Source organism: Saccharopolyspora rectivirgula DSM 43747, from assembly GCF_000497205.1.
Classification (GTDB): Bacteria; Actinomycetota; Actinomycetes; order Mycobacteriales; family Pseudonocardiaceae; genus Saccharopolyspora; species Saccharopolyspora rectivirgula.
This window is the reverse complement of the sequence record NZ_AYJW01000003.1, coordinates 1-17096: the sequence shown is the minus strand read 5'-3', so window position 1 is coordinate 17096 and position 17096 is coordinate 1. Positions and strand designations below refer to the sequence as shown.

Genomic DNA, 17096 nt, shown 5'->3' with positions numbered 1-17096 from the left:
GGGAAGGGAACTTTCCTACCGGAGAGAGGAGGAAAGTTCCCTTCCTGTTTCCCGGGTGGGGTGGTTCGGGGGCCCGTGGTGGGAGCGATGTTCGAGCGGGGAGCGGTTCACCGCAGGGCGGCGCGCACCGCTTCCACCATGTCCGCCACCGGTTGGAAAGCCGGCACGACCACGTGCGGTTCCGAGCTGTCCGGCGGCTCCAGGGCGGCCAGTTGGCTGTCCAGCAGAGCTGCCGGGAAGAAGTGCCCGCTCCGCTTCGCCAGCCGCTCGGCTACCTGCTGCCTGCTGGCTTGGAGCAGCACGAACAGCACCGGGGCCCGGGTGGCGCGCAAGATGTCCCGGTAGCTCCGCTTCAGCGCCGAGCACGCCAGCACCGCCGAGTTGCCCTGCGCGACGATCCTGTCCAGTTCGGCGCGGATGCTTTCCAACCAGGGGTACCGGTCCTCGTCGGTGAACGGTGTCCCGGCGCGCATCTTCTCGATGTTGCTGCGCGGGTGGAAGTCGTCCGCGTCCAGGTGCTTCCAGTTCAGCTGCTCGGCCAGGGCCTCGGCGAGCGTGCTCTTGCCGCAACCGGCCACTCCCATCACCACTGCGATCTGGCCGGGGGCGGTCGGTTCGCCGGGTGTCTTCGACGTGTCCACCACCAGTCGTGCACCGTCCCGTCCAGCAGCAGGTTAGTCGGCAAGTACGCGGGTTCGTACGGGTGCTCGACGGCGAGTTCTTCGTCGAAGTGGATGCCCAGCCCCGGCTCTTCGCCGGGCTTCAGCCCGCCTTCGGCGAACTCGAGGGCGGGCCCGAACACCGCGTTGGTCTCATCACTGTGGACCATGTACTCCTGGATGCCGGAGTTGTGCACGGCGAGGCCCAAGTGGACAGCGGCGGACAGGCCGATCGGGGACACGTCGGTGGGGCCGTGCATCCCGGACTTCACCTGGTACATGCCGGCGTAGTCGAGGATGCGGCGCACCGCGGTGATGCCGCCGGCGTGCGTGATGGGGGAGCGCACGTAGTCGATGGGCTGTTCGCTGATGAGCGTCTGGTAGTCCCAGACGGTGTTGAAGACTTCGCCGATGGCCAGCGGGGTGGTGTGCTGGCGGACCAGCCGCAGCGCTTCCTAGTCCTCGGCGGGGGGTGACGTCTTCCAGCCAGAACAGGTCGTGGGGTTCGAGCGATTTTCCGAGCTGCGCCGCCTGCAGCGGGGTGAGCCGGTGGTGCGCGTCGTGCAGGAGGACGAGCTCCGGGCCGAACTCGTTGCGCACGGCTTCGAAGACGCCCGGGACGTGCCGCAGGTAGGCCCGGGTGTCCCAGGTCTCTTCGGCCGGTCGGGCAGCACGTCGAGCCGGCTCGTAGTCGTACCGGCCGCTGTCGCCGGGGAGGCGGCGGGGCTGGAGGCGACCCCGTGGACCGAAGGCAAGCCGGGCACTCTGGTTTGGATCCGGATGGCCTCGAAACCGAGCTCGAGGTGCTCGTTGCTGGAGTCGAACAGCTCCGGCAGTTCGCGTCCGCTGGCGTGCCCGTAGCCCAGGCAGCGTTCCCGACTGGCTCCGCCGAGCAGCTGGTACAGCGGGCGACCCGCCACTTTGGCCTTGATGTCCCACAGCGCGGTGTCCGCGGCCGCGATGGCCTTCCTGTCGGAGGACGAGACCTCCCGGCTGTTCGCCCAGGTCCGGTCGGGAAGGCGGCACCGGCGCAGGCCGAGCTGCTCCCAGCAGCTGTTCGGTGAGAACGCCCGGATGGCCGCCGAGGACGGTTCGGTGATGCCCCTGCACACCGGGGTGCTGCGCAACCACCACCCGGAGGCCTTCGCCCGCTACGGGTTGGACACCGGCCACGACATCCCCGCTCGGGCCGGGTTCACCCGCAACCTGCGGCCGGTGCTGGAGCGATTCGGCGTGCACCCGAACTTCCGCGCGGTGGTCCCCACCTTGGGCGAGACCGTCCAGGAACCGGCGCGCTCGACGGGATCGGGAACGGCGAGGTCTCCGCGGAATCCGGAAGCGCTGGTCACCGACCACTTCTCCCGGGGCAATCACCTGTGCTCCCTGGATTTCCCGGGGTGCGGACCGGCGCGCTGGCGGAGCTGGGGCCGTGGCAGGTCGCGCTCGGACGGGTGCGGCCGCCCGGTGGGAACCGGGGAGGCATTGCCTCCTTTCGGGAGGGAATCCAACTGAAAACGCCCCCACGGATGTGGGGGCGTTTCACGTGGTCAAGCGTGGTTGTGGTGGTCAGCCGTCGAGCTCACCGGACTTGATCTTGTCGATGAAGGCCGCCCACTGTGCTCGGTCGACGGTGAAGTACCCGGCTTCGCGGTTCTTGGTGTCGCGCACAGCTGCGCCGCCCTCAACCTGGCCGACCTCAACACAGTTCTCGGCCCCCTGACTGTAGCTGCTCTTACGCCATCCCTTGGCGAGCTTCTGCGGGGCCATGGTCAACTCCCTGCTAGGTCAGGTCTTTGATCCTCTTATCGAGCATCCGCACGGTTTCCCGATCGGATGCCGCGACGGCACGAAGCATATCGAACGCCTTCACATATCGGCTGGTGTGGCTGGGCTTATCTAGATAGTCCGAGCCGGTCAAACCTTCCATATAGACGTAGGTAGCGGCCGGCTCAGCCAGGTGCAGAATTCGGAAGTTCGAGCCCAGGGCAACGTGCTCGCCGGCGTCGAACGGCACCACCTGCAGGGTGATGTTGGGGCAGGTCGTCACCTCGCGCAGGTGCTCCAGCTGATCCCGCAGTACCGGGCGGCCACCCACCTCCCGGTGCAGGGCGGCCTCGCCGAGCACGCACCACACCTCGGTGGTGTTGCCGTTGAGGATCCGCTCGGCACGCTGCATACGCTCGGCCACCGCCGGCTCGACGTCTTGGCCCTTGTCGAGCGGGTTGGACAGGATCGCCCGGGCGTAGTGCTCGGTCTGCAGCACCGCCGGGATGACCTCGGGATCGTAGGCCTTCAGCTCAGCGGCCGCGCCTTCCAAGGCGACGTAGGTGGCCGCCCAGTCCGGCACCCGTGCGGGCTGATCACGCCGCCGGGCTTCCTTGGCCAATGCCCGCAGCCGGTTGGCTTCTTCCTCGTCCTCGACACCGAACATCGACAGGAGCACTTCGACTTCGGCGGCGGAGACGGTCAGGTCGCCGCGTTCGACCTTGGTGAGCTTGCCGGCGTACCAGTCCAGCCGTTCGTTGATCTGGGAGGGTTTGACGCCGGAGCGCTCCCGCAACCCCTTGAGGATCAGTCCCACTTGCACGCGTCGCACTGCAGGCCACGAGTTGCTCATGGCCTGTCATCTTGCCCTACGCGATCAACTGCAACTATGAAATTGATCCTTTTGGGGAATGGCTAACTGCAATTGCAATTAGCTATTTTTCAAACGCGTCGGATCTTGAAAGGTGAACTGAAAGAGATGCGAACGTGGCTGAACAAGAAGATCCAGCAGTGGCGCGAGCACCGGGCCAGGGTCCGAATGCGGAAGAGGAGGGTGCGGGTCCACCTGTAGTGCGGGTGCGCTACCGCGCTGGGGTCGTCGGGGAATCCCGACGGGTAGTGCACGTCGGTGCTGATCACGGCGAGGTCGTGGTCACCGGATGCGAATTGACCATCCCCGCCGATCAGATCGAGCACATCGAATACGGCGGCATGCCCTGCATGAGTTGCATGGAAACCATCGTGCGCGCCGCGTTGAAGACCACGAGAGCGGTTGAACGGTGAACCCCCGTTCGGCTTCGGTCAACCGGGCACCGCGTTTCCGCGCCGGTTGGCCGAACGGTGAGAAATCCTCCCCCGTTTCCGATCCCCCGATTCGTGCAGGCGAGGGATGACGAGTGCGGGTGGCCGAAGTGGTGTTCCCCCGAGCCCGGTTGGGTACCCGCCTGGTCGTGCTGCCGCGCCTGCGCGCTCCCCGAACTCCCACCCCGGTGTCGCGCCCCCCGACCCGGCATCGGGGTGGGGTCCACCAGCGCACCCCGACGGGGACGAGCGGATGCTCGTCCCCGTCTTGTCGTGCTCCGCAGGACCTGTCCGGTCAACACCGCTTCGAGCGGTCGAAGCGGGCCCGCCATCGCGTTCTTCGCGCTGGTGGCCGCCACAAGTCCTCATTGGACGCAAGTTGGGAGCCCGAACGCGGTGGTTGACGGGGCTTCCGCGCCGGCGGACGCGCCCCTCACCCGCTCCCGCGGTTCCGGGTGGAGGCCCGCTGCAGCGCGGAAGCGAGTTGGGCCCGCGAGGTGATGTCCAGCTTCGGGAAGATCTTGTAAAGGTGGTAGCCGACGGTGCGCGGGCTCAACGCCAACCGCTCGGCTATCTGCCGGTTGCTGAGGCCTTCGGCGGCCAGCAGCGCGATCCGGTGCTCCTGCGGCGTCAGGTCGTCGTGCGGTTCGGCGCGCTGGGTTTCCCCGGCGGCGCGCAGTTCGGCGTGCGCCCGCTGGTGCCACGCGGTGGCGCCGAGCCGGTGGAAGAGCTCCTCGGCGATCCGGAGGTGCTCGCGGGCCTCCTGGTAGCGCTTGCGGCGGCGCAACCAGGAACCGAACTGCAGCTCCAGCCGGGCGTTGGACCACAACCGGTTGGTGCCGAGCTCGAGGGCTTCGGCGAACCAGTGCTCGGCCTCATCGGGGTTCAGCAGGGCGTGGCAGCGGGCCAGGTCGAACTGAGCCCAGCGAGCCGCGCCGCCGGACACCCAGGCGGCGAAGTCCGCCACGACCTCGGCGACCTCGTCGGCGCGGTTGGCCTGCACCGCCGCCTCCACGAGGTCCGCTGTGGACATGCGGCGGAGGGTGACCAGGTGCGGGGTGCCGGTGCCGTGGTGCAGGCCGCGCAGCCAGTCCAGGGCCTCCGCCGGGCGGCTGGCGGACAGCGCGGCCAAGCCGCGCACCCACCGCATCGTGGGCGGCAGCTGCCCCGGGTGCCGCGCGGCGGCGTCCGCGCACCGGGCGTACTCCTCCTGGTCGCCGCGGGCGGCGTGGATCCACGCCGAGCAGAGCGTTGTCTGCTGGCGCAGGGCGTGGTGGCCCAACTCGTCGGCCAGCCGAGCGCCTTTGCCGGCGTTGTCCAACGCGCGGTCCCACTGGCCCACCGCCAGCTGCGCGCTGGACAGCTTGAGCAGCAGCAGAGCCCGAGTGCTGTGCGCGGCCTGCACCGGCTCGCTGCGCAGCAGTTCGGCGAACAGCTCCGCGTAGCGCTCCTCCTCCCCGAGGAACATCGGCAGCAGCGGCGGCGGCCACGCCTTGGGGTGCAACGCGTCCGACGGTCGCGCCCACCACGCCAAGGCGCGCAGCGCCCGGCGCTCCTCCCGGTCCAGGTCGCTGTGCCCGGCGACCACGCGCTCCAGCGCGGCCATCACCCCGGGGGAGAGCTCCAACGGGGGGTCGACGGTGCTGCGCAGCCGGGCCACGGCTCGCTGCAGCGCCGGGACCGAAGCGTTCTCCCAACCGGCGGTGATGGCGGTGACCAGCAGTCGGAACGCGTGCTCGGCGCTGCCCGGCTCGTGGTGCACCTCCTCGGGCAGCAGGCGCCACCCGCTGGTCCACGAGTCCGTGAAACCGCGGATGACCGCCCGGATGATCGTGGCGCTGGTGCGGGCGTCGGCGGACCGCTGCGGAGCGGCGCGGTCGAGCAGGTCCAGGGCGTGGTCGCTGTAGCCGGCCAACCAGGCCAGCTCGGCGGTGACGATGCGGTACCGCTCCCGCTTGGCGGCGTCGGTGCTGAGCACGGAGGCCTGCTGCGCGGCCTCGTAGGCCTCCAGCAGTTGCCCGGTCTGCGCCATGGGCACGGCTGCCGCGGCGAGCGCGGTGGCGGCCCGATCGGGATCGGTCAGCGCCCCGGCGAGGTATCGGGCGTGCTCGACCGGCCACTCCGCGGCGTCCACGGCCTCGGCCAGCGCGGCGCACACCAGCGCGGTCTCCTCCCGGGTGGCGGATTGCTGCACCGCGATCCGCTCCAACGGCGAGGACCACCGCGGCGCGTCGGCCGCGCGCACCACACCGGCCCACTCGGCCGGCGCGAGGTCCGCGAGTTCCAGGCCGAGCAGCTGGGCGGCCCGCAGGCACACCGGGAAGGATTCCGGGCCCAGGCTGAGTAGCAGCAGCCAACGGCGGCAGCGCTCGGGAAGCGCCGCCCACGACCGGCGGAACACCTCCAGGGACCGGGGGCCGAGGACCAGCTGGCGGGGGAGCGGTTGTCTGCCGCACAACTGGCCGTCGCTGAGGGACTCCGCGAACTCCCGCAGCACCAGCGGGTTCCCGGCGCAGCGCTGGAGCAGCTCGGCGACCACGCCGTCCGGGATGTCCGCACTGGACAGGGAGGCCCTGGTGAGCAGGGCGCGCGCCTCGTCCAGGCCGAGCGGGGGCAGTTCCAGGTCCGGCAGGCCGGCCAGCGCTTCGGGAAGCGGGTGCGCGTGGGAGGCGGCGAACACGACGCCGATCCGACGGCCCTGCACTCGCCGGGCGGCGTGGCCGAGCACCCGCGCGGACGCCGGGTCGATCCAGTGGGCGTCGTCGACCAGCAGCAGCACCGGCTGCCGCGAGTCGAGGAAGGAGCGCAGTCGCCGGCGCACCGGGTCGACCTCGTCCCCGCGCAGCTCGTCCGACAACTGCTCGAGCAGCGCGAACGGCTGGTCGGTCTCGTCCGGGCTGCCGACCGCCCACAGCACCCGCACATCGCCGGCACCGCGGGCGATGCGCCGCAGCGCGGTGGTCTTGCCCGAGGCGGGCGCTCCGCGCAGCACGCAGGTGAACCCGGCTCCGGACCGAACCGCTTCGACGACGTGGTCCGGTTCGCCGGAATGGTCCTCGTTCGACATGGCTGGCGGGTGATGTTAACGCGACCAGTCAGATGACAGATGCGATCTGGGTCACTCCCGGGGCATCGTCTGGGCGTGCCCCGCCCGGGGCTTGCACGGGAGTCCAACGGAGGACACATGACCGCGACTCAGCCGACTGCACGGCACCTGGTCGGCCGCAGCGAGGACGTCCCCGAAGGCGGCCGCTGCGTGGTCGACGTCGCCGGCACCACGATCGGCGTGTTCCGGTTCCAAGACCGGTTGTACGCCTACGAGAACGTCTGCCCCCACCAGGGCGGACCGGTGTGCCAGGGCCGCTTGGTGCCGCGTGTCGTGGAGGTGCTCGACGAGGGCAAGCGCACCCGCGGCCAGCGCTTCGACGAGGACAATCTGCACATCGTCTGCCCGTGGCACGGCTTCGAGTTCAGCCTCGCCACCGGGACCCACCCCGGGAACCAGCGCATCCGCCTGCGCGAATTCCCCGTCACCGAGGAGGACGGCAATGTCTACGTCACTGTCTGAGCTCTCCACCCGGCTCAGCGACGAGGTGGAGCGGTTGATCGGCGAAGGCGGGGCAGCCGGGGTCGCGGCGGAAGACCTGCGCCGCCTGGTCAGCTCGGTGGTGCGCCTGTACGCGGCGGCCAACGAAGGCTCGGACGAGGAAGTCCTCCCGCTCCACGACGACGTCGCCACCACCGACGCCGTGGTGCTGGCGACCGCGCTGCTGAAGTCCCAGGACCTCAACCCGTTCGACCTGGCGCTGTGGTTCTCCCGCAGCAGGGTCGCCGGCTGACCTCTTGGCACCTCGAAGAAAGGACCAACACCGTGGTTGACTCCGTTCGGCGGCGTGAAACCCAGGAGATCACCGTTCACACCGACTCCCGGGAAATACTGGCCAACGCCCGCCGGGACACCGAGCGCTACGGCCTGGACGACTACTTCATCGTCGACGTCGACGCCCACCACGTGGAGCTGGACTCCTGGCCGGAGATCATCGAGCGCATCGAGAACCCGGTGCTGCGCGACAGCGGTCGGCAGATGATGAAGAACTGGCCGTACGCCGAGCACGTCGCCCTGCACAACCACCCGCCGGGACTGACCATGCAGGACGTCAGCGGGCGCATCCCGCACCAGGCGGCGCTCGCCGAGCCGGTGACGGAAACCGACGTGCACCGGGACGTCACCCTGGTGCGCCGGGCGATGGAAGCGATGAGCATCGACGTCCAGGTGGTCTTCCCGCAGCCGATGCTGGAAATCGGGCTGCACCCCAACAAGGCGGTGGCCACCCAGCTGATGATGGCCTACAACCGGTGGTTCACCGAAACGGTCCTGCCGGCGGACGACCGGATCAAGACGATGCTCGGGCTGCCGTTCGACGACCCCGAGGCGTCGCTGCGGACCATCCGCGAGTTCGCCGACCACCCGGGAGTGATCGGGTTCCTGGTCACCAGCCAGCGCTCCGTCGGGGTGCACCGCAACGAGTACATGCCGGTGTACGCCGAGCTGGAGGAGCGGGGGATGCCCATCGGGTTCCACGCCGGGCCGAACCAGGCGGACTCGATGACGTCCAACATGAACAAGTTCTTGTCCGCGCACGCCATCTCGTTCGTCACGTGCAACATGCTGCACCTGACGAACTGGGTGATCAACGGGATCCCGGAGCGCTTCCCGCGGCTGAAGACCATTTGGATCGAGAGCGGGCTGGCCTGGATCCCGTTCATGATGCAGCGGCTGGACCACGAGTACCTGATGCGCCAGTCGGACGCCCCGCTGCTGACCAAATTGCCCAGCGAGTACATGCGCGAGATGTACTACACCTCGCAGCCCCTGGAGATGACCGACATGGGGTTGCTGGAGTCCACCTTCAAGGCGATGGACGCCGAGCACACGCTGATGTACTCATCGGACTGGCCGCACTGGGACTTCGACGTGCCCGGGCGGATCATGAGCATCCCTTTCCTGTCCGAACAGGGCAAGCGCAACATCCTCGGGGAAACCGCGCGCAAGGTGTTCAACCTCTGATCCTTTCGTCCAGCAGAAGCGAAGACCCGCGCTGGCCGTCCGACCGGAGTAGGAGTGGGCGGCGAGTGCGGGTCTTTTCAACGAGTGGAAGCGAGAAGCACATGGCTCCTGTGGAGCGGCAGCTGTTCATCGGCGGCGCGTCCCGCCCCTCCTCGACCGGGCGCACCGAGCAGGACACCAATCCCTGGACCGGTGAGGTGTTCGCGACCGTCGCGGCTGCTTCGCCGGACGACGCGACCGCGGCGGTGGACGCGGCCGCGGCCGCGTTCGACGAATGGTCCGCCACCGATCCCGGCACGCGCCGCCGGATCTTCCTGCGCGCCGCCGATCTGCTGGAAGCACGCGCCGACGACGTGGTGCCGCTGATGGCCCAGGAGGTGGGCGGCACCCGGCCGTGGGCGCTGTTCAACGTCGGGCTCGCCGCGGACGTCCTGCGGGAAGCCGCGGCGGTGACCACCGCGCCGCGCGGCGAAGTCCTGTCCAGTGCGGACAGCGGGGCGTGGGGGTTCGCGCTGCGCCAGCCCGCCGGTGTGGTGGCCGCGTTCGCCCCGTGGAACGCCCCGCTGATCCTGGGAGTCCGCTCGTTCGCGGTGCCGATCGCCACCGGCAACACGGTGGTGCTCAAGCCGAGCGAGGACGCCCCGATCTCGGCAGGCCTGCTGCTGGCCGAGATCATGCAGGAGGCGGGGCTGCCGGACGGCGTGCTCAACGTGGTCACCAACGCCCGCGCGGACGCCGCCGAGGTCGGCAACGCGCTCATCGCCGACCCGCGGGTGCGGCGGGTCAACTTCACCGGCTCCACCGCGGTGGGGCGTTCGATCGGGGTGGAGGCCGCCAAGCACCTCAAGCCGGCGGTGCTGGAACTCGGCGGCAAGAACTCGATCCTGGTGCTCGACGACGCCGACCTCGACTACGCGGTCAACGCCGTCACCTTCGGGGCGTTCATGAACGCCGGGCAGATCTGCATGTCCGCGGACCGGGTGCTGGTGCCGCGGGAGCTCGAGCAGGAGTTCACCGAGCGGTTCGCCGAGAAGGTCGCCGGGCTGCCCTGCGGCGCCCCGGACGCCCCGGACACCGTGATCGGCCCGGTGATCAGCGCCGCGGCCGCCGAGCGGATCTTCGGACTGGTGGAGGACGCCCTCGCCAAGGGGGCGGTGGCGCACTGCGGCGGGGAGCCCCCGAAGGGGGCGCTGCTCGCCCCGACGGTGCTCAGCAACGTCACCCCGCAGCAGCGGATCCACTCCGAGGAGATCTTCGGCCCGGTCACCACCGTGCTGCCCTACGACCGGGTGGAGGACGCGGTCGAGGTCATCAACAGCACCCCGTACGGCTTGACCGCGGGGGTGATCACCGAGGACGTCCGGCGCGGCTGGGAGATCGGCCAGCGGGTGCAGACCGGGATCTTCCACATCAACGACCAGTCCGTCGGGGACGAGCCGCAGGCCCCGTTCGGCGGTGTGAAGGACTCCGGCTACGGCCGGTTCGGGGGCCGCAACGGGGTGGACTCGTTCACCGAGACCAGGTGGCTGACGTTCCGCTCCCGGCACGCGCAGTTCCCGTTCTGAGCCCTTCCGCGGTGCCGCCGGTCCGCTGTTCGGCGGGCCGGCGGTTGCGTTCCGGCAGCAAGGCTTCGGCTCTTGCCGGCGCCGGTCGCGCGTGGAGTCGATTTCCCAAGGCCAAAGCGGGAGAGGTGTTCAGTTCCACGGGACGGATATCAGTCCACATCGGAGCAGGATCGTCCGATGTGGAGGACATCGACCTGGGGTCAGAGCGGTAGGTCGCGCGGCTGGTGCTGGACGCTGATCCAGTGGTCTGTGGTGAACTCGTCGATGGCCCCCTCGCCGCCGAACCTGCCCATCCCGGAGTCCTTCTCCCCGCCGAAGGCGATGTTGGGCTCGTCGTTGACGGTGGTGTCGTTGACGTGGGTCATGCCCGCTTCGATCCGGGAGGCGAAGCGAACCCCCCGTTCGAGGTTCCCGGTGAACACCGCGCTGGACAGGCCGTATTCGGTGTCGTTGGCCAGCTGCAGGGCGTGTTCCGCGTCGTCGGCCGGGATGATGGTGGCCACCGGGCCGAACACTTCTTCCCGCGCGGTCGCCGACCGGTTGTTCCCGAGGACCACGTGCGGGGGCAGCACCAGTCCGGCGGGGCCTTCCGGCTCTCCGGACACCAGCACGTCCGCGCCGTCCTGCTCGGCCCGCGAGATCTTGTCCTGGATGGACTCCAGCTGGGTGCGGTTGATGACCGGTCCGATCTGGGTCTCCGGATAGGCGGGGTCCCCGGTGCGCAGCTCGCGGGCCCGCTGCACGAGCAGTTCGGTGAACTTGTCCTGGACGCTGCGGTCCACGATGATCCGGTTGGTGGCCATGCACACCTGGCCCTGGTGCACGAAGCTGCCGTGCAGGGCGGCCTGGACGGCCTGTTCGATGTTCGCGTCGTCGAGGACCACCAGGGGCCCGTTGCCGCCCAGTTCCAGCGCCAGCCGCTTGAGCCCGGCCTGTTGGGCGATTCCCTTCCCGACCTCGGTGGAGCCGGTGAAGGACACCACACTGGGCACCGGGTGGGTGTGCAGGGCGCTGCCGACTTCCCGACCCCGGCCGATCACCACGTTGAGCACGCCCGGGGGCAGGCCGGCTTCTTCGAAGATCTTGGCCAGCAGCAGCGCGCCGGTGACCGGGGTGTCGCTGGCGGGTTTGAGCACCACCGCGTTGCCGAGGGCCAGCGCGGGCGAGACCGAGCGGTTGGACAGCTGCAGCGGGAAGTTCCACGGGCTGATCACGCAGACCACCCCGGCGGGCTTGCGGTACACCCGGTTCTCCTTGCCGGGGATGCCGGAAGTGAGGATCCGCCCGCTCATCCGCGTCGGGTAGGACGCGGCTTCCAGGGTGAACGACCGCACCAGTTGGCATTCGAACTCGGCCCGCGGCCGAGTGCCGCCCGCTTCGGCTATCAACCAACCGACGATCTCCTCCTGGCGCTGCCGCATGATCTCCGCGGCGCGCAGCAGCACTTCGCTGCGTTCCTGCGCGGGAGCGGCGGCCCAGTCGCGCTGCGCCCGCTGGGCCGCTCGGTAGGCGGTGTCCACGTCGTCGGCGCTGGCCAGTTGGATTTCGGTCAGCGTTGCGCCGGAGTAGGGGTTGGTGTCGGTGAAGGTGTCGCCGGTGGAACCGCGCCGCCATTCACCGTCGATCAGCATCCGGTCGAAACCTGTGTACGGGGTGGGTTGCTGATCTACCACGGCCATTCCGCTCTCCTGCTCGGGTGCTCGTTGCTCCGCGCTTACCCCGAGCGGGAGCTTGATCAAACCATTCGGGCAAGAGGCAGGTGGCGGCACAGGTGTTCGCCGGGCTCTGGAAGGGGCCTCACTCCGCGGTTGCCTGCTCGGAGCAGCACTGCGGGGTCGCTGCGGTGGGAGCGCTGAAGGTCGCTGAGTCGGCTTTGACGGTGTAGACCTCCCAGGGTTCTTGGCCGGGCCCCTGGACCCACACCTTGTCCTGGCGGGCGTAGCAGCAGGTGGTGTCCAGTTCGGTTCGGGTCGGCATGCCCAGTGCGTTGAGCCGGTCGATGGCCTCGGTGACTTGTTCGGTGCTGCCGACTTCGATGCCGAGGTGGTCGAGGACTGCGCGCTGGCCCTCTTCTCCTTGCAGCAGCACGAGTTTCAGCGGGGGTTCGGTGATGGTGAAGTTGGCGTAGCCGGGGCGCCGCTTGGCCGGTTCGGTGTTGAAGAGCTTGGCGTAGAACGCGATGGAGGCTTCCAGGTCGCCGACCCGGAGGGCCAGTTGCACGCGGGACATCCCAACTCCTTGTTTAGATGTTCGTCTAACCATCTGGTATCGGCAGCTTGCTCCTTGAATAGACAACTGTCAACATAGAAATATGTCGAATCAAAGCTCGGGTGCGGCGCAGGTGGTGCCCTGCTGCTCGCCAGTGCTGCGAGAACCGTTGACCGCGGACCAAGCGGCGGAACTGGCGCGGGTGTTCAAAGCCATCGGTGAGCCGGTGCGGCTGCGCCTGCTGTCGCTGATCGCTTCGCACCCCGGTGGAGAAGCCTGCGTGTGCGACCTGACCGACGCGTTCGACCTGTCCGGCCCGACGATCTCCCACCACCTCAAAGTGTTGCGGGAAGCCGGGGTGATCGAGGGAGAGCGCCGCGGAACGTGGATCTACTACCGGGTGCGTCCCGAAACCCTGCGGCTGATGTCCCGGGCATTGGCCCCCGCCGAAGAAGGAGCGGCGTGACCCGGGCCGTGCAGCCGCTGCTGACCTGCTTCGCGGTCGTGCGGGTCAGCTCGTTCGTTCTGAGCAACGCCATCGACTCGGGCTGGGCATCGGGGACGTCGCCGTTCACCGCCGCGGGAACGATTCGAACCCCGTGGCCACGGGGACTTTCGGCGTCACCGGTGGACGGACTCCCGCCGGAGTCGGTGGTCCGTTCATCGAGGTTCCGGTCCTGGGTCATGTCGGTCTGGCTGCTCGGCGGTGGTTTCCAGCCCGGGAAACCGGCCTGCGGTGCTCCACCGAACCCCAGTTCGTCGTCCGCTGTCCTGTGAGGAGGACTTGTTGTCCGCTGCACCCGAAGTGCTGTTCGTCTGCGTGCACAACGCCGGGCGGTCCCAGATGGCCGCCGCACTGCTGCAGCACCACTCCGGAGGCCGGGTGGCCGTTCGTTCCGCCGGTTCTGCCCCCGCGGACACCATCAACCCCGCGGTGGTCGAGGTGATGCGCGAGCTCGGCATCGATCTTTCCCGGAACGTCCCGACGAAGCTCACCACCGGTGCCGTGGAAGCCGCCGACGTGGTGATCACCATGGGCTGCGGTGATGCTTGCCCGGTGTTCCCGGGCAAGCGCTACCTCGATTGGCAGGTGGCCGATCCTGCTGGGAAGTCCGTGGCCGAAGTCCGCCGAATCCGCGAGGACATCGATCAGCGCGTGCGGAAGCTGATCGCCGAGCTCCTCCCGGCGTTTGATGGTGCGGGCCGGCCGTAGGGGCAGTCCCGCGCCGGATGCGTGAAGAGGCGGTATCCGGTCGACGAAGCTTGCAGCGGGGGAGTCGCTCAAGCGCTCTGGTTCGCGTGCCGGTCCGGTGGACTGGTGCTGTCATTCGTTCGCGGATTCCGCCTCGCGGAACCACCGGGCGGCTGTGCTGGCGTCCGCGGGAGCGGGCTCTAAGGTGGCGGGGTGGCTGTGGACTACTTCGCCGGAGATCCGCGGACGAACCGCGAACGCATGCTGGCCGGGGACCTGTACATCGCTGACGATCCGGAGAACGAGCGGTTGGCGCAGCGGGCCGTGGCGCTGCAGGAGGAGGCCCGGCGGGTGGCGGCGCAGGACCTGTCGAAGGTGTTCCCGATCCTGCAGCAGCTGCTCGGCTCGGTGGGGGAGGGCGTGTTCCTCAAACCGCCGTTCTTCTTCGACTACGGGGAGAACACGCACGTGGGGGCGCGCACCTTCGCCAATTACAACCTGGTGTGCCTGGACGTGGCGCAGGTGCGGATCGGGGAGGACTGCCAGCTCGGCCCGAACGTGCAGCTGCTGACGCCCACCCACCCGGTGGACCCGGTGATGCGCCGGGACAAGCTCGAAGCGGCCGAGCCCATCACCATCGGCGACAACGTGTGGCTCGGGGGCGGCGTGATCGTCGGGCCGGGGGTGACCATCGGGGACAACACCGTCGTGGGCGCCGGGTCGGTGGTGGTCAAGGACCTGCCGGCGAACGTGGTCGCGGTGGGCAATCCCGCCCGGGTGGTCCGCGAGATCGGCGACGAGGGCTGAAGGCGCCCCGGGCGCGGTCAGGTGGCGCGGCGGAGATCACATCGCGCAGCCGCGGGTCGGAGGTTGTTGACCAGGGCGCCTGGTGGAAGTCGGCATGGCTTACCTTCATGCCATGCATAGCACCGCTACTCGTTCGTTCGCGTTAGGGGCGGCGCTGCTCACCGGTGCCCTCCTCAGCGCTTGCGGAGGCGAGGGAGCACAGCAGTCGGCGCCAGCACCTTCCCACTCCGAGCACTCGCACGGGGCCGAGCACTCGCACCACGCGGGCCAGGCGGACATGGGTGATCCTTCGGCCACCCCGGCGGACCAGATCGAGGGAGCTCAGCTGCGCACCGGGCAGTTCGAGCTGCTGGACACCCGGCCCCCCGGTTTCGACGGCACGGCCGGCACCGCGTGGCTGGCCCTCCACGACGGCGGCACCACGGTCACCGTCCGGATGACGGGGCTCCAGCCCGGCGAGCAGTACGTCTCGCACCTGCACGCCCAGTCCTGCGCTCAGGACGCGGGCGGCCCGCACTTCAAGTTCGACCCGCAGGGGCCCGAGGAGCCGCCCAACGAGGTGCACCTGGGCTTCACCGCCGACGAGCGCGGAGAAGGCGGCACGACCGTGAACAACGACCGGTCCGCCGATGCGGCCAAGTCGATCGTGGTGCACCAGGCCGAGGGCGGCGGCAAGATCGCCTGCGCCGACTTCTGAGCACTGCTTCTCGCGTCTCCCGGTGCCGGCGCGCCGGGAGACGCCTTTGACATCGGGCTGGGCTCCTTTCCCCGGTCCAGCGCATCTCGAGCGAACCGCAGCGGCTCAACGCACGGCGCTGCTCCCAACTGCTCCCCCGTAGTGATGTCCCTCGGGCGTTTCGCCCCGGCCGTGCCCGCACTTCAGGACCCGGTGCTTCGCGGGAACAAGTCTCCGTTCCCGCGTTGCTGCGGGGAAGGTGAAGCGCAGAGCGCCTTGCGGCAGTCGTGCTATTCGGTTCGCAGGTCGAGCAGGTAGAGACCACTGGACCCGCCGACAGCGAGGGCGTTGCCGGAAGGGAACCACTTCAAATCCCTGAGCTCGGAGTCCAGCTTCAGCGCGGTGACGTGTTCCCGCGTCGCCGTCTCCCACAGGTGTACTACGCCGTCGTGGCTGGTGGTGGCGAGCCAGGTGCTGTCGGGGCTGATCGCCACTGACCAGACGGAGCCGGTGTGTCCGGTGAGGGTGGCGAGTTGTGTTCCGTCGGGGCTCCACAGGCGCACTGTGCGGTCGCGGCTGGTGGTGGCGAGCCAGGTGCTGTCGGGGCTGATCGCCACTGACGAGACGGAGTCGGTGTGTCCGGTGAGGGTGGCGAGTTGTGTTCCGTCGGGGCTCCACAGGCGCGCCGTGCCGTCGTAGCTGGCGCTGGCCAGCCACGTGCCGTCCGGGCTGATCGCCACCGAAGTCACACCCCCGTCATGGCCGAGAGTGCGTTGCAGTGCTGGGTGGGAAGCGTCGGGGAGTGCGTGCCGAGGTGCGAGGTAGGGCGGAGGAATGGTCCGCGCGGCAGCAGCGCGGTAGTCGGCCAGCTCGGGGAGCTGTACATGCGGGACAGCAGCGTGGCCGGTAAGGCGTTGTGCGGTTCGAGAGCGCCGAGCAGGTGCGCGTTCTGCCGGATCACGCGTTGGAGCACAGGCGTGAGGGGGTGGCTGGTGCATTCGAGGTCGCGTTCCACCGCGGCCGGGCCTTCCTTGCGAAGCACCGCGGTGATCCACCGGAAATCGCAGATGACCGCATTGAGTTCTGCGTCTCCAGTTGCCGAAGCGACTTCGTGGAGGTGGCGGGACAGCGCGTGCCACATGTAGGGCTCGGTGTCGGGGAGTTCCCACCAGGCTGTGACGCCGTCCGCAGTGGGCAGGTGCTCGCGGTAGGCGTTCAGCAGAGCCCGGTGGAGTGTGGGGAGATCGGTGCCCGTGCGGTGACGGATGTAGTCCCGCATGACGTCGTGCAGCCAGAGGCGCGGTTGCCCTTCGTCGAGCCGATAGCCCTGGACCAAGGACAAATCCGCCAGGCGCGTGCACAGCTTGCGGACCTCGTGCTCGTCCAGTCCCGCCGTATGGCCCCAATAAGTCCGCAAGGTCTGCTCGTAGATGGTGCTGTCTTCGGCGAAAACCGCGAGTTCCAGGAACCTTTCGAGCCTGCGGTGGTCTTTTTCCGCCAGCAGGGACAAGCTGCTCTCGACCGTCGCGGCAACCGCTTCTTTTCGCCGCTCGGGGTCGTTCACGTCCACTTCGCTCAGCTGGTCGAGATCGTCCTCGTCCAATGTGGCCGGACCATTGGTTGCCAGCAGGTCAGCCACCTGCCGCGCCGCCTCGACGGCGGGTAGACCGCGGGAAACCTGGTCGTGGACCTGCCTGTTGACCAAGGAGAGCAGTACTGGCCAGCGCCCGGTCCTCGCCAGCAGAGGACGCCAATCCACCCCCTCGGTGCTCTCCAATCCTCTGCTGAGGACCGCTATCGCCTGTTCGGCGGTCATCGCCTCGACTTCCACCGTCGCCGCGCCGACCGGCAGTTC

Annotated in this window: 19 protein-coding genes and 2 pseudogenes; 10 read left to right on the top strand and 11 right to left on the bottom strand. The window is 69.0% G+C overall.

The features are described from left to right. Nucleotides 1–107 precede the first annotated feature (107 nt). The 4 genes and pseudogenes from SREC43747_RS0101415 to SREC43747_RS22260 form a co-directional block, all read right to left on the bottom strand. A complete protein-coding gene (locus tag SREC43747_RS0101415) occupies nucleotides 108–644 on the bottom strand; it encodes a gluconokinase (RefSeq protein WP_236622967.1) in 537 nt (178 codons plus the stop codon). Next, nucleotides 584–1102 (bottom strand): enolase C-terminal domain-like protein, encoded by a 519-nt coding sequence (locus SREC43747_RS21780; protein ID WP_269077836.1) that lies wholly within the window; start codon nucleotides 1100–1102, stop codon nucleotides 584–586. The genes SREC43747_RS0101415 and SREC43747_RS21780 overlap by 61 nt, the downstream gene beginning before the upstream one ends. Nucleotides 1103–1184: 82 nt before the next feature. Then, a pseudogene (locus SREC43747_RS22125) lies at nucleotides 1185–1259 on the bottom strand (hypothetical protein); the annotation flags it as partial. 326 nt (nucleotides 1260–1585) lie between these two features. After that, nucleotides 1586–1771, bottom strand: a pseudogene (locus SREC43747_RS22260) (hypothetical protein); the annotation flags it as partial. Here SREC43747_RS22260 and SREC43747_RS0101405 point away from each other — a divergent pair. Continuing rightward, on the top strand, nucleotides 1758–2171 hold the full coding sequence (locus SREC43747_RS0101405) for a hypothetical protein (RefSeq protein ID WP_029719367.1): 414 nt from the start codon (nucleotides 1758–1760) through the stop codon (nucleotides 2169–2171). The pseudogene SREC43747_RS22260 and the gene SREC43747_RS0101405 sit on opposite strands and share 14 nt — an antisense overlap. Before the next feature lie 54 nt (nucleotides 2172–2225). On the opposite strand, the gene SREC43747_RS0101400 is transcribed toward SREC43747_RS0101405, so the two are convergent. After that, entirely contained in the window at nucleotides 2226–2426 is a 201-nt protein-coding gene (locus SREC43747_RS0101400) for a DUF397 domain-containing protein (protein ID WP_029719366.1), read from the bottom strand. A gap of 13 nt (nucleotides 2427–2439) precedes the next feature. Continuing rightward, nucleotides 2440–3246, bottom strand: a complete 807-nt coding sequence (locus SREC43747_RS0101395; protein ID WP_236622965.1) for a helix-turn-helix domain-containing protein — start codon at nucleotides 3244–3246, stop codon at nucleotides 2440–2442. A 188-nt stretch (nucleotides 3247–3434) separates the two neighbouring features. Between SREC43747_RS0101395 and SREC43747_RS0101385 the strand changes: the two genes are divergently transcribed. Further along, nucleotides 3435–3707 carry a hypothetical protein gene (locus SREC43747_RS0101385; protein ID WP_236622964.1) on the top strand — a complete coding sequence of 91 codons (273 nt, stop codon included), beginning with the start codon at nucleotides 3435–3437 and terminating at the stop codon, nucleotides 3705–3707. Nucleotides 3708–4158: 451 nt separating this feature from the next. On the opposite strand, the gene SREC43747_RS19520 is transcribed toward SREC43747_RS0101385, so the two are convergent. Beyond that, nucleotides 4159–6792, bottom strand: coding sequence for a helix-turn-helix transcriptional regulator (locus tag SREC43747_RS19520; RefSeq protein ID WP_037331152.1), 2634 nt, complete (start codon nucleotides 6790–6792; stop codon nucleotides 4159–4161). 117 nt (nucleotides 6793–6909) lie between these two features. Here SREC43747_RS19520 and SREC43747_RS0101375 point away from each other — a divergent pair, with 117 nt between their 5' ends. From SREC43747_RS0101375 to SREC43747_RS0101360, 4 genes are all read left to right on the top strand, one after another. Then, nucleotides 6910–7293 carry a Rieske (2Fe-2S) protein gene (locus SREC43747_RS0101375; RefSeq protein WP_029719363.1) on the top strand — a complete coding sequence of 128 codons (384 nt, stop codon included), beginning with the start codon at nucleotides 6910–6912 and terminating at the stop codon, nucleotides 7291–7293. Continuing rightward, on the top strand, nucleotides 7274–7564 hold the full coding sequence (locus tag SREC43747_RS0101370) for a hypothetical protein (protein WP_037331149.1): 291 nt from the start codon (nucleotides 7274–7276) through the stop codon (nucleotides 7562–7564). The genes SREC43747_RS0101375 and SREC43747_RS0101370 overlap by 20 nt, the downstream gene beginning before the upstream one ends. A gap of 32 nt (nucleotides 7565–7596) precedes the next feature. Beyond that, on the top strand, nucleotides 7597–8793 hold the full coding sequence (locus SREC43747_RS0101365) for an amidohydrolase family protein (RefSeq protein ID WP_029719361.1): 1197 nt from the start codon (nucleotides 7597–7599) through the stop codon (nucleotides 8791–8793). A 101-nt stretch (nucleotides 8794–8894) separates the two neighbouring features. Next, the gene (locus SREC43747_RS0101360) at nucleotides 8895–10358 is read left to right on the top strand and encodes an aldehyde dehydrogenase family protein (protein ID WP_029719360.1); all 1464 of its coding nucleotides are present in this window, start codon (nucleotides 8895–8897) and stop codon (nucleotides 10356–10358) included. A gap of 200 nt (nucleotides 10359–10558) precedes the next feature. Here SREC43747_RS0101360 and SREC43747_RS0101355 read toward each other — a convergent pair whose 3' ends face one another. Together SREC43747_RS0101355 and SREC43747_RS0101350 are read right to left on the bottom strand one after the other, a co-directional pair. After that, nucleotides 10559–12037 carry an aldehyde dehydrogenase family protein gene (locus tag SREC43747_RS0101355; protein WP_029719359.1) on the bottom strand — a complete coding sequence of 493 codons (1479 nt, stop codon included), beginning with the start codon at nucleotides 12035–12037 and terminating at the stop codon, nucleotides 10559–10561. A gap of 118 nt (nucleotides 12038–12155) precedes the next feature. Continuing rightward, the gene (locus SREC43747_RS0101350; RefSeq protein WP_029719358.1) at nucleotides 12156–12587 is read right to left on the bottom strand and encodes an ArsI/CadI family heavy metal resistance metalloenzyme; all 432 of its coding nucleotides are present in this window, start codon (nucleotides 12585–12587) and stop codon (nucleotides 12156–12158) included. Between the two features lie 82 nt (nucleotides 12588–12669). Between SREC43747_RS0101350 and SREC43747_RS0101345 the strand changes: the two genes are divergently transcribed. From SREC43747_RS0101345 to SREC43747_RS20125, 4 genes are all read left to right on the top strand, one after another. Further along, nucleotides 12670–13032: an ArsR/SmtB family transcription factor gene (locus SREC43747_RS0101345; protein ID WP_029719357.1), complete on the top strand. Its 363-nt coding sequence runs from the start codon at nucleotides 12670–12672 to the stop codon at nucleotides 13030–13032. A 321-nt stretch (nucleotides 13033–13353) separates the two neighbouring features. Then, nucleotides 13354–13779: an arsenate reductase ArsC gene (locus tag SREC43747_RS0101335; protein ID WP_029719355.1), complete on the top strand. Its 426-nt coding sequence runs from the start codon at nucleotides 13354–13356 to the stop codon at nucleotides 13777–13779. Between the two features lie 192 nt (nucleotides 13780–13971). Then, nucleotides 13972–14565, top strand: coding sequence for a sugar O-acetyltransferase (locus tag SREC43747_RS0101330; RefSeq protein ID WP_029719354.1), 594 nt, complete (start codon nucleotides 13972–13974; stop codon nucleotides 14563–14565). A gap of 112 nt (nucleotides 14566–14677) precedes the next feature. After that, nucleotides 14678–15262 (top strand): superoxide dismutase family protein, encoded by a 585-nt coding sequence (locus SREC43747_RS20125; protein ID WP_160173020.1) that lies wholly within the window; start codon nucleotides 14678–14680, stop codon nucleotides 15260–15262. A gap of 269 nt (nucleotides 15263–15531) precedes the next feature. Here SREC43747_RS20125 and SREC43747_RS21235 read toward each other — a convergent pair whose 3' ends face one another. After that, nucleotides 15532–15990: a WD40 repeat domain-containing protein gene (locus SREC43747_RS21235; RefSeq protein ID WP_029719352.1), complete on the bottom strand. Its 459-nt coding sequence runs from the start codon at nucleotides 15988–15990 to the stop codon at nucleotides 15532–15534. After that, the coding region (locus SREC43747_RS21230; protein WP_029719351.1) for a hypothetical protein at nucleotides 15987–17096 on the bottom strand (1110 nt) is incomplete at its 5' end. The genes SREC43747_RS21235 and SREC43747_RS21230, both read right to left, overlap by 4 nt.

Coding starts and splice junctions, on each gene's coding strand:
- SREC43747_RS0101405 (WP_029719367.1), top strand. CDS start 1,758: ATGCCCCTGCACACCGGGGTGCTGCGCAACCACCACCCGGAGGCCTTC.
- SREC43747_RS0101400 (WP_029719366.1), bottom strand. CDS start 2,426: ATGGCCCCGCAGAAGCTCGCCAAGGGATGGCGTAAGAGCAGCTACAGT.
- SREC43747_RS19520 (WP_037331152.1), bottom strand. CDS start 6,792: ATGTCGAACGAGGACCATTCCGGCGAACCGGACCACGTCGTCGAAGCG.
- SREC43747_RS0101375 (WP_029719363.1), top strand. CDS start 6,910: ATGACCGCGACTCAGCCGACTGCACGGCACCTGGTCGGCCGCAGCGAG.
- SREC43747_RS0101370 (WP_037331149.1), top strand. CDS start 7,274: ATGTCTACGTCACTGTCTGAGCTCTCCACCCGGCTCAGCGACGAGGTG.
- SREC43747_RS0101360 (WP_029719360.1), top strand. CDS start 8,895: ATGGCTCCTGTGGAGCGGCAGCTGTTCATCGGCGGCGCGTCCCGCCCC.
- SREC43747_RS0101355 (WP_029719359.1), bottom strand. CDS start 12,037: ATGGCCGTGGTAGATCAGCAACCCACCCCGTACACAGGTTTCGACCGG.
- SREC43747_RS0101350 (WP_029719358.1), bottom strand. CDS start 12,587: ATGTCCCGCGTGCAACTGGCCCTCCGGGTCGGCGACCTGGAAGCCTCC.
- SREC43747_RS0101345 (WP_029719357.1), top strand. CDS start 12,670: ATGTCGAATCAAAGCTCGGGTGCGGCGCAGGTGGTGCCCTGCTGCTCG.
- SREC43747_RS20125 (WP_160173020.1), top strand. CDS start 14,678: ATGCATAGCACCGCTACTCGTTCGTTCGCGTTAGGGGCGGCGCTGCTC.